Consider the following 14639-nt stretch of genomic DNA (forward strand, 5'->3'; position numbering starts at 1 on the left):
GGAGAAAGAAGGAGTTCTTACGTGACGATTATTGGAGCTGCTATTCTTCCATTCCTGATGTTATATATTTCAGTTCGACTAACACATAGCTTTTTAGGCGGAATATTAGTTACAGTTATAGTAACAATTGGTACCAAGCCTTGGGATATTAGTCTTTGGACAGGCGTCGTCACTATGTTATCGTTACTGTTATCCATACCGGTTATTTGGAATATAGCTAAAAAAAAGAAGAAAGGTCCTTAACAGCGGTGATATGCCGCTGTTTTTTTCATAAGTTAATCATGTCACTGTTACGAACATTCATTCGTAAAACCGTTTGATTCGCAAGAATGTGTGGTATAATAGTACAGTAGTATATAGAAGATCCTACTGTAATGGAATGGAAAAGTGAGGGATGGTTGATGAGTGAAACATTTGATTTAGTCTCCAAATATAAGCCTGAGGGGGATCAACCTAAAGCGATTGAAGCGCTCACAGAAGGGTTGAGAGAAGGCAGGAAGCACCAAACACTTTTAGGCGCAACAGGAACCGGAAAAACCTTCACTGTTTCCAATGTAATAAAGGAAGTTACTAAGCCGACTCTTGTTATAGCGCATAATAAAACGTTAGCTGGTCAGCTTTATAGCGAGTTTAAGGAATTTTTTCCTAATAATGCTGTAGAGTATTTTGTCAGTTATTATGACTTTTATCAGCCTGAGGCTTATGTTCCCCAGACTGATATGTATATTGAAAAAGATGCCAGCATTAATGATGAAATTGATAAGCTCCGCCATTCTGCTACAAGTGCTTTATTTGAGCGGAACGACGTTATTATTGTTGCCAGTGTTTCTTGTATATATGGTTTAGGTTCTCCTGAAGAATATAGAGACTTAGTACTCTCTCTTCGGACAGGAATGCAAATAGAAAGAGATACTGTCCTAAGGGAGTTAGTAGATATTCAATACGAACGGAATGATATAAATTTTGTTCGCGGAACCTTTCGAGTGCGCGGAGATGTCGTGGAGATATTTCCGGCATCACGAGACGAGCATTGTATTAGAGTCGAGTTTTTTGGTGATGAAATTGACCGAATTACGGAAGTAGATGCTTTGACGGGAGAAATTCTAGGGCAACGAAATCACGTCGCCATTTTTCCGGCGTCTCACTTTGTTACAAGGGAAGATAAATTAAATCGAGCGATAAAAAACATCGAAAAAGAGCTTGAAGAACAGCTGGCTCGTTTTCGTGAGAAAGGCAGAGAGTTGGAGGCTCAACGGCTAGAGCAACGAACAAACTATGACCTTGAAATGATGAAGGAGATGGGGTTTTGTTCAGGTATCGAGAACTACTCCCGTCATTTAACATTTCGTAAGCCTGGAGATTCTCCCTACACTCTTTTAGACTATTTTCCGGATGATTTTTTAATTGTTGTAGATGAGTCGCATGTGACGCTGCCCCAGATCAGAGGAATGTTTAATGGAGACCAGGCCCGTAAACAAGTACTCGTTGATCATGGGTTTCGGCTGCCTTCAGCACTTGATAACCGCCCGCTGAGATTTGAAGAATTTGAAGAACGAGTAAATCAAGCTATTTTTGTATCGGCTACACCGGGACCTTACGAAATCGAACATACGCCAGATATGGTTGAACAAATCATCCGACCAACCGGGTTGTTAGATCCTACCATTGATGTGCGCCCTATTGAAGGCCAAATTGATGATCTAATCGGTGAAATTAATGAACGTAAAGAGAAAAGTGAACGCGTACTTGTTACGACATTAACTAAAAAGATGGCGGAAGACTTAACGGCTTACTTAAAAGAAGTAGGGATCCGCGTGAAATATTTGCACTCGGATATTAAGACATTAGAACGGATAGATATTGTTCGGCAATTGAGGTTAGGAGAGTTTGATGTCCTCGTCGGAATCAATTTATTGAGAGAAGGTCTTGATATTCCGGAAGTGTCACTTGTAGCGATTTTAGATGCGGATAAAGAAGGGTTTCTTCGTGCAGAACGATCTCTTATACAGACAATGGGAAGGGCAGCGCGTCATTCGAATGGTCATGTCGTTATGTATGCAGACCGAATTACTGATTCTATGGACACAGCTATCCGCGAAACGAATCGTCGGCGTGAGATTCAGGAAGCATATAATGAAAAACATGGCATTACTCCAAAAACTATTCAAAAAGCAATTCCGCAAGTTATTCAAGCGACTATTTCATCGGAGGATGAAGGAGATTTTGATAAACCGGCTCTAGATAAAATGAGCAAGAAAGAACGTCAGAAAGTGATCGATGAATTAGAATCAGAAATGAAGCAAGCGGCAAGGGATTTACAGTTTGAGCGTGCTGCAGAACTTCGCGATATGCTGTTGGAAATTAAAGCGGAAGGATGACCTTGATGGCTTTAGAAAACTTACAAATCAAAGGTGCGCGATCGCATAATTTAAAAAATGTAGATGTAACAATCCCGCGCGATAAGCTCATTGTATTTACCGGACTCTCTGGGTCTGGTAAATCATCTCTCGCGTTTGATACGATTTATGCCGAAGGGCAGCGGCGTTACGTAGAGTCTTTGTCTGCGTATGCACGTCAATTTTTGGGCCAGATGGACAAGCCGGATGTTGATTCCATTGAAGGACTTTCTCCGGCTATTTCTATTGATCAAAAGACGACAAGCCGTAATCCACGGTCTACGGTAGGAACAGTAACAGAGATTTATGACTATTTACGTCTATTATTCGCAAGGATAGGTAAGCCAGTGTGCCCTGTGCATGGAATAGAAATTTCTTCCCAAACCGTTCAGCAAATGGTGGACCGTATGTTAGAGTTTCCAGAGCGTACAAAAATGCAAATTCTTTCTCCAATCATCTCAGGAAGAAAAGGTGAGCACACCAAAGTACTTGAAGACTTGAAGAAAAAAGGATACGTCAGAGTACGAGTCGATGGAGAAATGAGAGAGTTTCATGAAGAAATTACATTAGAAAAAAATAAAAAACATAATATTGAAGTTGTAGTAGATAGAGTGGTAATAAAAGAAGGGGTAGAGACCCGCTTAACCGATTCACTAGAAACGGCTCTAGAGTTGAGCGGCGGCCGTGTGTTGCTAGATGTAATAGATGGGGAAGAATTGTTATTTAATCAGCATCACTCCTGTCCGTACTGCGGTTTTTCCATTGGCGAACTCGAACCCCGCCTGTTTTCATTTAACAGTCCATTTGGGGCTTGTCCTACCTGTGACGGGCTGGGCAGCCGGCTTGAAGTCGACGAGGAATTAGTAGTTCCAGATTGGGAAAGAACGCTAAAAGAACATGCGATCGCAGCTTGGGAACCGACAAGTTCTCAATACTACCCTCAGCTTCTTGCTTCTGTCTGCCGTCACTTCCATATTGACATGGAGACCCCAGTCAAACATCTACCCAAAGAACAAATGGACATCATCCTTAGAGGTAATAACAAAGAAAAAATAGAGTTTCGTTATGAAAATGACCGCGGGATGGTAAGGAAGCGCAACATCTATTTTGAAGGTGTCTTAAATAATATTTCGAGACGTTATCATGAAACCTCGTCTGACTATATACGTGAGCAAATGGAACAATATATGGTTAGCAAAAGCTGCCCTACTTGCAAAGGCCACCGATTGAAAAAAGAAAGCCTCTCCGTAAAAGTTGGAGGCGTGCACATTGGAGAAACAACCCATTTATCGATAAAAGAAGCAAAAACTTTCTTTTCGCACTTAGAATTGACTGATAAAGAGCAAGCAATTGCAAATTTAATTTTACGTGAAATAGAAGAACGTCTTGGATTTTTAGCAAACGTGGGGCTTGATTATTTAACGTTAAGCCGGTCAGCCGGGACCCTTTCCGGTGGAGAAGCGCAGAGAATAAGACTTGCAACTCAGATTGGTTCTTCTTTAATGGGAGTATTGTATATCTTGGATGAGCCTTCTATTGGTCTTCACCAGAGGGATAACAATCTTCTTATCCAAACATTGGAAAGAATGAGGGATCTGGGTAATACTCTTATTGTAGTTGAGCATGATGAGGATACGATGCTTGCGGCCGACCATATCGTAGACATTGGACCAGGAGCGGGCCATCATGGAGGGTATATTACAGCGGAAGGCACCCCTGAAGAAATTAAAGAAAACCCTCATTCCTTAACCGGTCAGTATTTAAAGGGAGAAAAATTTATCCCTCTTCCAGCGGAAAGACGCAAGCCGGATAAGAGATGGTTAAAAATTAAAGGCGCGAAAGAAAATAATTTAAAAAATACAAATGCTGACATACCCCTTGGGCTGTTTACTGCCGTCACGGGCGTGTCAGGGTCAGGAAAGAGTACTCTCATAAATGACATTCTTCGCAAGTCGCTGTCTCTAAAACTGCACCGTGCGAAAGAAAAGCCAGGTGAACACAAAGAAATTCAGGGAATTGAACATTTAGAAAAAGTGATTAATATCGATCAGTCTCCAATCGGGAGAACGCCGCGCTCCAACCCTGCCACGTATACAAACGTTTTTGACGATATACGCGACGTCTTTGCGATGACAAATGAAGCGAAAATGCGTGGTTACAAAAAGGGGCGATTCAGCTTTAATGTAAAAGGAGGTCGCTGTGAAGCCTGTAAAGGGGACGGAATCATTAAAATTGAAATGCACTTCCTGCCAGACGTGTATGTTCCTTGTGAACAGTGTGGAGGTAAGCGGTATAACAGAGATACCCTTGACATACATTACAAAGGAAAAAATATAGCCGACGTCCTTGAGATGAATGTAGAAGAGTCTTTGAAATTCTTCGAAAATATTCCGAAAATCAAGCGTAAGCTGCAAACATTATACGATGTTGGTTTGAGCTATCTAAAACTGGGACAGCCTGCCACGACTCTGTCAGGAGGAGAAGCACAGCGCGTGAAATTGGCGAGTCAGTTGCATAAGCGGTCGAACGGAAAAACACTTTATATTTTGGATGAACCAACAACAGGACTCCACGTTGATGATATTGACAGGCTTCTTAGAGTGCTTCAACGCCTGGTAGAAAATGGTGACACTGTTGTAGTAATTGAACACAATTTAGATGTCATTAAAACCGTAGACCACATCATCGATCTTGGTCCGGAAGGTGGTAACAAAGGTGGGAAGATCATAGCATGCGGAACACCAGAGGAAGTAGCACAAGTGGAACATTCTCATACAGGCTGCTATTTAAGGCCTATACTTGAACGGGACCACAAGCGTACAGTGGAGCGCTACAATCAAGCAGAAAAAGTAGCTGAGTCACAAGCATAAGTGCGACCGATCTTCTTATCTTATTCCGATACTATATTTAAGTACTAAGGAAAATATAACCTGTCAGGTGATTAGTATGTATGTAAGTCATTTTACAAAAGGAAGGGATCGGCGATGGAAGAGCGGAAAATGATTTTGAAAATGATCGAAGAGGGCAAGATCTCGGCGGAGGATGGCGCTAAATTATTAGAAGCGCTTAAACCTCCGAAAGAGGACAAGACGAAAGGTCGGCTTGAGTTCGAACATCAAGATACCGAACCCTCTGAAAATCGTTCAGAGGATTCGTCACAACCCTCAGATAAAAAAAGTCTCTCTACGAAAGTGAATTGGGAAGAAGGCAATAAAAGGTTTGATGACGAGTGGAGCCGGGAGAAAACAGGCAAAACAGATTTCACTACTACTTTTACGGATTTTATAGATAGTGCGATCAAGAAAATAAAGGATATGGATCTAGATTTTAATTTTGGTACCTATCAAGAGGTTCACCATACTTTTCAACATAAAGATATGCGGCAGAAAGCTCTTGATATATCCTTGGAAAATGGTTCGGTAGAAATGAAGCTTTGGGAAGAATCAGACGTGAAAGTAGTATGTGACGCACGAGTTTACCGAGGGAGGACGACAGAGGAAGCTCGCCGAACTTTCCTGGACAATACTGTATTTGAAGCAGGCGAAGATGAATTGCGGTTTTATACAAAAACAAAATCAGTGAAAGTAAATACGGTGATATATATTCCGCGGGAAGAATATGAAAAAATTCACTTGTATACTTTCAACGGCCATTTGCAAGCTGATCAAGTAACTTCGGACCGCTTTTCCGTTAAGGCTGTCAATGGAAGTATCACAATGAATGGGCTGGACGTCAAAAAATTTGAAGCAGAAACTGTAAATGGACCTATCCAAATGAAATACAGCCATCTAGATATCGCTGATATTAAAACAATGAACGGGTCCATCGATATTCACTCGCAAATAAGAGATTTAGAAGCTGAGTCATTGAATGGAACCATAGAATGCTCCCTTACAGCAAACCAAGATGGGCGCGCAGAGCTAACTGCAGCCACGGGTAGTATTTATGTTACCGTGCCGGATCATCTAAGGATCGAAGGAATGTTGAAGACAAACGTTGGTAATTACAACTGTACGCTAGACAAGACAGAGGTTGCAGAAGAAAAGAAAGATTTTATCCAGAAATCATTAAAGTTTGTTTCAAACCCAACTGCTTCTCCGCGTTTGAGAGTAGACGCAGATACAAAAACAGGCTCAATCACTGTCAAGCCTAACTAAAGGAAGGTGCTCGAATGAAACTCTTGAAACGTAGTCAAACAAACCGTATGCTTGCAGGAGTTTGTGCAGGAATAGCGGATTACTTTAACGTAGATCCGACTTTGGTACGAATAGTAACGGTCTTATTAGGTTTTATTACATCCGGCTTCCCGATATTAATCGCTTATATAGTTCTTGCTTTCATCATGCCTAATGAGGGAGATATAACAGAGTAATGGGATGTATAGCTTCCCTTCTCATCAATTCCATTGCTCTTATGGTTGTTGCTGGATTTTTTTCTAGTTTTCAGCTAGATGGGATAGGTGCAGCGATTATGGCCGGTTTTATTCTTACTGTTATAAATTTACTCATTAGGCCATTGCTCATATTATTCACTCTTCCTATCACTGTCTTTACACTAGGGTTATTTATTTTTATCATTAATGCCGCGTTACTTATGTTAACGGCAGAATTAATGGGAAGTGCCTTTGAGATATCAGGATTTGGTATGGCCTTGTTGGCATCTATTATTATTGCCGGTGTCAATATGCTGCTTCATAACTTTATTCTTCATCCCCTCCGCGGAAGAAGTGATTGAGTACGGAATTGAAAAGGATGGAAAAGCGTTCCTCTTAAAAGGAGCGCTTTTGTTGTGCGATCCACATCCTACCCATTTCGTGCTACAATGGAGGAGTGTGAAAATTAGAAGATTCCAACCGGGCGTTATGTCTGTTGATGGAAAGGTTGGAGGGAATAGTATGCCAAAAGTAACAGCGAACGATTTAATTAAGCAATTTAATTTAGAAATATTAGCAGGGGAAGAAGGTATTTATCGGCCAATCACGATGAGCGATATATCACGGCCTGGTATAGAAATGGCGGGTTTTTTTACGTATTATCCGGCTAGACGATTACAGCTGCTAGGAAGAACAGAACTCTCATTTTTTCACCAGTTAAACGATAAAGATAAGAGAGAAAGAATGGAAAAATTATGTACATATGATACGCCTGGAATTATCCTTTCGCGTGGTCTTATCCCGCCCCCAGAGTTAATGAAAAGCGCGGAACGAAACGGTGTTCCTATTCTCCGGTCGGAAAATACGACGACCCGTCTCATTAGTCAGCTGACAACGTACCTCGAGGCAAAATTAGCGAAGATCACTGCAGTTCACGGTGTTCTTGTAGATATTTATGGAATAGGGGTACTTTTAACAGGAGCAAGTGGGGTTGGTAAAAGTGAAACCGCTCTGGACTTAGTCAGAAGAGGACACCGGCTAGTGGCAGATGACTCGGTTGAGATAAGGCAGCAGGAAGACTCACTAGTAGGGAGCCCTCCCGAATTGTTGAAACACTTATTGGAGATTAGAGGTCTTGGTATTATTGATGTGATGACGTTATTCGGAGCAGGGGCCGTACGTCCGTATAATAAGATCTCCATGTCTATTCAATTAGAATTATGGGATGAAAATAAAGCATATGACCGATTAGGTATTGAAGAAGAGACAATCACCATTTTAGATACGGATATTCCAAAGTACACTCTCCCTGTTCGCCCCGGTCGGAACCTTGCTGTTCTTGTAGAAGTAGCAGCCATGAATTTCCGTTTGAAGCGCTTGGGGATTAACGCCGCACAAGAATTTTCAGAACGGTTAACAAATGTCATTGAAGACGGAGACCGTGATGAATACTAATATTCTGGTTTAGAAGGATTGGAGCGATTACTTTCATGGTCTACACAATACAGCCTTTAGACCGTGTTGCATTTCAACTCGGTACTATTCCCATTTATTGGTATGGGGTTCTAATTGGCATCGGTGCCTTACTTGGATTTCTTATAGCCAATCGTGAAGCCAATAAACGCGGGATGCCCAAAGATATTTTTGCTGATTTGCTTATTTTTGCGATCCCGATTTCTATTCTATGCGCAAGGCTCTATTATGTCCTGTTTCGCTGGGAGTATTATTCACAGAACCCAAGCCAGATACTGGCGGTTTGGGAAGGTGGTCTGGCTATTCATGGTGGATTAATCGGTGCTGTGATCACTGCCATTATTTTCTGCCGGGTCCGCAGGATATCGTTTTGGAAGCTTGCTGACATTGCGGCTCCAAGCATTATTCTCGGTCAAGCGATCGGTCGTTGGGGCAATTTTATGAATCAGGAAGCTCATGGAGGTCCTGTTACAAGAGAGTTTTTAGAAAGCCTGCAGCTGCCTGAATTTATAATTAATCAGATGTATATTGACGGTGTGTATTATCATCCCACTTTCTTATATGAGTCATTATGGAACATAGCAGGGTTTATATTGTTGATCCTCTTGCGCCGTGTTAACTTACGCCGCGGGGAACTTTTCTTAAGCTATGTTATCTGGTACTCATTCGGAAGATTCTTTATTGAAGGATTACGTACCGACAGTCTGATGATCGGAGAAGTACTGCGAGCTGCCCAGGTAATGTCGCTAGTCCTAATTATCGGTGCTATCGTCTTGTGGATATATAGAAGAAAAACAGATTTAGCACACGCACATTATTTAGATGAAGATGGGGCGGGACTGCCGGGAGACAAACGAAACCGGCCAAATCATAAGAAAAAGAACACTAAGAAAAAGTGAAAGTGTGTCATGCGGGAGGAGAGGAACATATGGGAACACTGAAAAAAGGTCTCCTTGTTGGCTTGCAAACGACATGGACATTGGGGAAAATAATATTTCCGATTACTCTCATCATTACAATATTAAGTTACACTCCTGTTCTTGAATGGGTTGCTGATGTTCTTTCCCCATTGATGGGATGGATTGGACTTCCCGGAGAGGCTGCCATTCCACTTGTTTTAGGAAATGTTTTAAACCTCTATGCTGCAATAGGGGCTATTCTCTCCATGGATCTAGCCGTTAAAGAGGTTTTCATACTAGCTGTCATGCTCTCTTTTTCCCATAATTTATTTGTGGAGTCTGCAGTAGCAATGAAGGTTGGTATTCGAATGTCTGTCATTTTGGCCGTTCGGCTTGGCCTTGCTTTTCTATCTGCTTTATTCATACATTGGATATGGCAAGGAGGGCAGCAGCAAGCCCAGTATGGCTTCGTATCATCCGGCGGTGAGACCCAAGCGAGTAGTTGGGGCGGCATCGTTTGGGATGGACTTTCCAGTGCATTTATCGGAGTCTTACAGATTGCTTTAGTTGTTATCCCCATTATGGTCTTTATTCAAGTAATGAAAGATTTAAACTGGCTTCAAGTATTTTCTAAGTGGATGTCTCCGTTTACACGATTGCTTGGCATTCGAGAAAATACGTCTACCACTTTAGCTTCCGGATTGGTATTTGGTCTTGCTTTTGGAGCAGGTGTTATGATTCAAGCGGTGAAAGAAGATAATGTTAAGAAGAAAGATCTGTATCTAGTATTTATATTTCTTGTTGCTTGTCACGCGGTTATAGAAGACACATTAATTTTCATCCCACTCGGTATTCCTGTCTTGCCATTGTTATTCATTCGTTTGGTAACAGCTGTGCTGTTAACCATGCTGATTGCATTCATTTGGAAAAGAGCGGAGAAGAGACAATATGTCCGCAAGGAGGCCACCTATGACTATTGATACGGTTCTATTTGATTTAGACGGTACATTAATAAACACCAATGAATTAATTATTGCATCCTTTGAACATGTGCTGGAGACCTATGCACCTGGCTCTTATAACCGAGAAGATATTATTCAGTTCATCGGTCCTCCATTGGATGAAAGTTTCAGGAAAATCGATCCGGACAGAGCAGAGGAAATGATCGAATTATACCAGAAACATAATCTTGCCAACCATACGACACTTTTGGAGGAGTATGAGGGAGTAAAAGAAACAGTTGCTGTGTTGCATGAACGTGGGTTTCGGCTTGGTGTCGTGACTACCAAACGAAAGAAAAGTGCTCATACCGGATTAGAAGAAGCTGGCTTATTATCTTATTTCGCCACCATCATCACGTTTGATGACGTAGAAAATGTGAAGCCTCACCCGGAGCCCATCGAAAAAGCAATACAACAAACCGGCTCTTCTCCTGACCAAACGATCATGGTAGGAGATAGTCAATATGATATCTTAGGCGGTAAAAATGCAGGTGTGAAGACGGCGGGAGTAGGCTGGTCTATTAAAGGGGAAGATTATCTTCGTTCTTTGGAACCAACCATTATTTTGGATACGATGCCCGACTTGCTTGATTTTCTCGGAGTGAGGACATCGTGAGGAGAACAGAGCGTTATAAAGTTTCTTCAGCTAACTCACTTTGGAATATGTACAAGACAGTTCCATTTTGGAAAGTAGTAAAAAACTTCATCGTTATTCAAGTGGCTCGGTACACCCCCTTTCTACCATTGAAAAACCGCTTGTATCGAAGTTTTCTACATATGAAGATTGGAGATAAAACAGCTTTTGCCTTAATGGTAATGCCCGATATTATGTTTCCGGAAAAGATAAAAGTAGGTAGCAATAGTGTGATCGGTTATAATACAACGATTCTCGCTCATGAATATTTAATAAAAGAATACCGGATTGGAGAAGTCGTTATAGGTGATGATGTATTGATAGGAGCTAACACAACGATTTTACCGGGAGTTACTATAGGGGATAAAGCAACGGTCGCAGCTGGTTCCGTTGTTCATAAAGATGTTTTACCCAACACGGTCGTCGGTGGAAATCCATTACGGATCATTCGTGACAACAATAAAGAAAATTAATGTTTCCTGGTGTAGAGTTTCTCTGCAGCAGGCTTTATTTTATGAAGAGAAACGTTGACTGTGAAGTAAATCAGGTGTAGACTACACGATATATTCTTTACTACACTATCACATTAGCACACTAAAGTAAAAGTTAGTAAGATACATAAATATATGTATGAAAAGGAGAGCAGTAGGATATGAGTACACCCTTTATGTTTGAAAAACCAGTAGGTATGCGGGATACATTGCCATCATTCTATCAGACCAAAAATACAGTGAAACAAACTATGGAAAAGGTGATTGAAAGCTGGGGATACCTTCCTATTCAAACCCCTGCTCTTGAGTATTACGACACCGTAGGGATGGCTTCGGCTATTTTGGATAGACAGCTATTTAAGCTGTTAGATCAAAATGGAAACACTCTTGTATTACGGCCGGATATGACTGCTCCCATTGCTCGTGTGGCGGCTTCAAGTCTAAAAGACCAAATGTTTCCTCTGCGTCTCTCCTACCACAGCTCATTATTTCGAGCCCAGCAGCGTGAAGGAGGTCGCCCTGCAGAATTTGAACAAGTAGGTGTGGAACTAGTTGGAGACGGGACCTCTAGTGCTGACGGTGAAGTTATTGCTTTAATGGTAGAGACGTTAAAAGAATCCGGGTTAGATGACTTTCAAATAGCAATCGGCCATATTGGCTATGTAAATGCTCTTTTACTAGATGTAGTAGGAAGTGAAGAAAGAGCAAATGTTTTGCGGCGTTACTTATATGAGAAAAATTACGTAGGTTTTAAACAGCATGTAAAAAGTCTTCCTCTTTCTTCCATTGATGAAAAACGCTTGATGGATCTGCTGTCTCTAAGAGGGGGACGAGAGAAATTAGAAGACGCTAAAACGCTTGTTTCCAATGGTGAAGCCTCGAAAGCTCTTGAAGATTTAGAACAGCTATGGGAGGTATTAGATGGCTATGGAGTCAGTCATCACATTAAACTCGATCTTAATTTAGTTATGCACATGAGTTACTATACGGGCGTTGTTTTTGAAGGGTATGGAAGCCGGCTTGGTGTGCCCCTATCCAGTGGAGGCCGTTATGACGAATTACTTCAAAGGTTTAACCGTCCTGCCCAAGCTACAGGGTTTGGTATCCGACTTGACTTATTAGTAGAAGCACTCGGCCAGACTGAAGCTTTACCAGAGCAGACTTGTATTTTATTTAGCAAAGAAAGGCGTTTAGAAGCGATTGAAAAAGCACGTCAGTTAAGAAAAGAAGGAAAGAGAGTGGTTCTTCAGGATTTACAAGGTGTAGATAATATAGATGAACTGAGCAAGGCATTTGCGGATGTTCAATATTATATTGGAAATAAGCAAGGAGGAAAGATTGATGAGTGAGCCTTTGACCATGGCAATGCCAAAAGGAAGAATATTTGATGAAGCGGCTGATCTACTTCGGGAAGCTGGTTTTCCTTTACCTCCGGAGTTTGACGATTCCCGTAAATTAATTGTAGATGTACCGGAAGCTGATCTCCGATTTATATTAGCGAAGCCAATGGATGTTCCTACATACGTTGAACATGGCGTTGCTGACTTAGGTGTTGCCGGGAAAGACACGATGATTGAGGAAGCAAGAGATGTCTATGAAGTGCTAGATTTGAAAATAAGTGAGTGTTATTTGGCTGTAGCGGCATTACCGGACTATAAAAAAACAGACATTAACCCAAAAGTCGCTTCTAAATATCCGAACCTGGCAACCCAATATTTTAAGGAACAAGGGGAGCAAGTAGAGATCATTAAATTAAATGGTTCTATTGAATTAGCCCCATTAGTAGGTTTAGCAGATCGTATTGTAGATATTGTTTCAACAGGGCGCACGCTTCGAGAGAATGGACTTGTTGAGCTGGAAACTATTGTACCGATTACATCTCGGCTCATTGTTAATCCTGTCAGCTATCGCATGAAAGATGTCCGTATTGATAACCTGATAGAACGTTTAGCTAAAGTCGTGGAGGAGGAAGAAGCGTGAAGATCATCAAGCTGACAAACGAGGTTAGTTTAGCCCGGGATATTGAAACAGGCACGGAAAGCCAGAAAGAATCGGTTCATACTATTATTCGAAAGGTCCGAGAAGAAGGTGACCGTGCATTACGTGATTTAACCAAGCAGTTTGATGGAGCGGTATTGGACCGTTTATTCGTGTCAGAAGCTGAGTTGGAAAATGCATATGATCACATAGATGAAACTACTTTAAAAGCACTTCGAAAAGCGATTGAAAACATACGTACCTTTCACTACAAACAAAAACGTGAATCATGGATTACTACTCATCATGATGGTACCATGCTCGGTCAGAAAATTACTCCTCTCGATTCAGCAGGTGTATACGTGCCCGGTGGTAAAGCAGCTTATCCTTCTACCATTATGATGAATGTGATACCCGCCCAAGTAGCGGAAGTCGAAAAGATTATTATGGCGTCTCCTCCAGATCAAGAAGGAAATCTTTCACCGGTTGTACTTGTCACAGCTGCCGAACTAGGTGTGGAACATATCCTGAAAGTGGGGGGCGCGCAGGCGATAACTGCATTAGCTTATGGTACAGAAACGGTGCCTGCAGTAGATAAGATTACCGGTCCCGGCAATATTTTTGTTGCTCTTGCAAAACAAGCTGTATTTGGGGATGTAGCTATAGATATGATAGCCGGTCCAAGTGAGATCGTCGTACTTACGGATGACACAGCGAACCCTGAATATGTAGCTGCTGATCTTCTTTCGCAAGCCGAACATGATGAGATGGCTTCTGCCGTTATGGTTACTACTTCCGCTGAGATAGCAGAACGCACGAAATTGGAGATAGAGAAACAACTATCTCGTTTGCCGCGAAAAGAGATAGCATCTGCTTCGATTGCTGATTACGGAGCGATCTACGTTGCTGAGACGATGCAAGACGCGGTCGAAGCAGTAAATAAACTAGCACCTGAACACTTAGAGATCATTACCAAGAATCCCCACTCTTTACTAGGCAGTATCCGCCACGCCGGAGCTATTTTTATAGGCCCATATAGTCCTGAACCGATTGGAGACTATTTTGCAGGACCCAATCATGTCTTACCCACCAATGGGACTGCCCGTTTTTCTAGTCCGTTAAATGTGGATGACTTCACAAAAAAATCAAGCATTATTTCATATAGTAAGGAAGCGTTTATGAGAGATGCTAATGACGTGGCAGCCATTGCGAGACTAGAAGGGTTAGAAGCTCATGCACGTGCCATTGATATACGAAAGAAAAAGTCGGACGATGAATAAACAGGCAAGGTTCACGACGCCTTGGAGTCATGGTTTTCTAAAGATTATCATTGCGAATAACCCCCCGCTGGCGATGGTAATGAAAAGAGAGTGACAAATAAAAAATAACAGAATGA

At 41.7% G+C, this 14639-nt stretch carries 14 protein-coding genes; all 14 read left to right on the forward strand.

Going from position 1 to position 14639, the window contains the following annotated elements:
- Positions 1 to 21 precede the first annotated feature (21 nt).
- The 14 genes from BM095_RS13110 (at position 22) to hisD (ending at position 14523) form a co-directional block, all read left to right on the forward strand.
- Positions 22 to 243: a hypothetical protein gene (locus BM095_RS13110; RefSeq protein ID WP_091662700.1), complete on the forward strand. Its 222-nt coding sequence runs from the start codon at positions 22 to 24 to the stop codon at positions 241 to 243.
- 158 nt (positions 244 to 401) lie between these two features.
- Positions 402 to 2378: an excinuclease ABC subunit UvrB gene (gene uvrB, locus BM095_RS13115; RefSeq protein ID WP_091663065.1), complete on the forward strand. Its 1977-nt coding sequence runs from the start codon at positions 402 to 404 to the stop codon at positions 2376 to 2378.
- Positions 2379 to 2383: 5 nt separating this feature from the next.
- On the forward strand, positions 2384 to 5266 hold the full coding sequence (uvrA, locus tag BM095_RS13120; RefSeq protein WP_091662702.1) for an excinuclease ABC subunit UvrA: 2883 nt from the start codon (positions 2384 to 2386) through the stop codon (positions 5264 to 5266).
- Positions 5267 to 5380: 114 nt separating this feature from the next.
- Entirely contained in the window at positions 5381 to 6553 is a 1173-nt protein-coding gene (locus BM095_RS13125) for a DUF4097 family beta strand repeat-containing protein (protein ID WP_091662707.1), read from the forward strand.
- A 14-nt stretch (positions 6554 to 6567) separates the two neighbouring features.
- Positions 6568 to 6768, forward strand: a complete 201-nt coding sequence (locus BM095_RS13130) for a PspC domain-containing protein (RefSeq protein WP_091662710.1) — start codon at positions 6568 to 6570, stop codon at positions 6766 to 6768.
- Complete coding sequence (locus BM095_RS13135) at positions 6768 to 7130, forward strand: phage holin family protein (protein ID WP_091662713.1); 363 nt, start codon at positions 6768 to 6770, stop codon at positions 7128 to 7130. The genes BM095_RS13130 and BM095_RS13135 overlap by 1 nt, the downstream gene beginning before the upstream one ends.
- A gap of 160 nt (positions 7131 to 7290) precedes the next feature.
- On the forward strand, positions 7291 to 8223 hold the full coding sequence (gene hprK / locus BM095_RS13140; RefSeq protein ID WP_091662715.1) for an HPr(Ser) kinase/phosphatase: 933 nt from the start codon (positions 7291 to 7293) through the stop codon (positions 8221 to 8223).
- 35 nt (positions 8224 to 8258) lie between these two features.
- Complete coding sequence (lgt, locus tag BM095_RS13145; protein ID WP_091662718.1) at positions 8259 to 9140, forward strand: prolipoprotein diacylglyceryl transferase; 882 nt, start codon at positions 8259 to 8261, stop codon at positions 9138 to 9140.
- 29 nt (positions 9141 to 9169) lie between these two features.
- Entirely contained in the window at positions 9170 to 10120 is a 951-nt protein-coding gene (locus tag BM095_RS13150; protein ID WP_091662721.1) for a nucleoside recognition domain-containing protein, read from the forward strand.
- Positions 10110 to 10757, forward strand: a complete 648-nt coding sequence (gene ppaX, locus BM095_RS13155; protein ID WP_091662723.1) for a pyrophosphatase PpaX — start codon at positions 10110 to 10112, stop codon at positions 10755 to 10757. Before BM095_RS13150 ends, ppaX begins: the two co-directional genes overlap by 11 nt.
- Positions 10754 to 11248, forward strand: a complete 495-nt coding sequence (locus BM095_RS13160) for an acyltransferase (protein WP_091662726.1) — start codon at positions 10754 to 10756, stop codon at positions 11246 to 11248. Before ppaX ends, BM095_RS13160 begins: the two co-directional genes overlap by 4 nt.
- A 179-nt stretch (positions 11249 to 11427) precedes the next feature.
- Positions 11428 to 12615, forward strand: coding sequence for an ATP phosphoribosyltransferase regulatory subunit (locus BM095_RS13165; protein ID WP_177194822.1), 1188 nt, complete (start codon positions 11428 to 11430; stop codon positions 12613 to 12615).
- Positions 12608 to 13246 (forward strand): ATP phosphoribosyltransferase, encoded by a 639-nt coding sequence (gene hisG, locus BM095_RS13170; protein ID WP_091662729.1) that lies wholly within the window; start codon positions 12608 to 12610, stop codon positions 13244 to 13246. The genes BM095_RS13165 and hisG overlap by 8 nt, the downstream gene beginning before the upstream one ends.
- On the forward strand, positions 13243 to 14523 hold the full coding sequence (gene hisD / locus BM095_RS13175) for a histidinol dehydrogenase (RefSeq protein WP_091662732.1): 1281 nt from the start codon (positions 13243 to 13245) through the stop codon (positions 14521 to 14523). The genes hisG and hisD overlap by 4 nt, the downstream gene beginning before the upstream one ends.
- The last annotated feature ends 116 nt before the right edge of the window (positions 14524 to 14639 follow it).

Origin of the sequence: Alteribacillus iranensis, from assembly GCF_900113025.1 — a bacterium.
In the GTDB taxonomy this organism is placed as follows: Bacteria; Bacillota; Bacilli; order Bacillales; family Marinococcaceae; genus Alteribacillus_A; species Alteribacillus_A iranensis.

Excerpts from the sequence above, each read along its gene's own strand:
- uvrB (WP_091663065.1), top strand. The coding sequence starts at position 402 with ATGAGTGAAACATTTGATTTAGTCTCCAAATATAAGCCTGAGGGGGAT.
- BM095_RS13165 (WP_177194822.1), top strand. The coding sequence starts at position 11,428 with ATGAGTACACCCTTTATGTTTGAAAAACCAGTAGGTATGCGGGATACA.
- hisG (WP_091662729.1), top strand. The coding sequence starts at position 12,608 with ATGAGTGAGCCTTTGACCATGGCAATGCCAAAAGGAAGAATATTTGAT.
- BM095_RS13130 (WP_091662710.1), top strand. The coding sequence starts at position 6,568 with ATGAAACTCTTGAAACGTAGTCAAACAAACCGTATGCTTGCAGGAGTT.
- lgt (WP_091662718.1), top strand. The coding sequence starts at position 8,259 with ATGGTCTACACAATACAGCCTTTAGACCGTGTTGCATTTCAACTCGGT.
- ppaX (WP_091662723.1), top strand. The coding sequence starts at position 10,110 with ATGACTATTGATACGGTTCTATTTGATTTAGACGGTACATTAATAAAC.
- BM095_RS13135 (WP_091662713.1), top strand. The coding sequence starts at position 6,768 with ATGGGATGTATAGCTTCCCTTCTCATCAATTCCATTGCTCTTATGGTT.
- uvrA (WP_091662702.1), top strand. The coding sequence starts at position 2,384 with ATGGCTTTAGAAAACTTACAAATCAAAGGTGCGCGATCGCATAATTTA.
- BM095_RS13150 (WP_091662721.1), top strand. The coding sequence starts at position 9,170 with ATGGGAACACTGAAAAAAGGTCTCCTTGTTGGCTTGCAAACGACATGG.
- hprK (WP_091662715.1), top strand. The coding sequence starts at position 7,291 with ATGCCAAAAGTAACAGCGAACGATTTAATTAAGCAATTTAATTTAGAA.
- BM095_RS13125 (WP_091662707.1), top strand. The coding sequence starts at position 5,381 with ATGGAAGAGCGGAAAATGATTTTGAAAATGATCGAAGAGGGCAAGATC.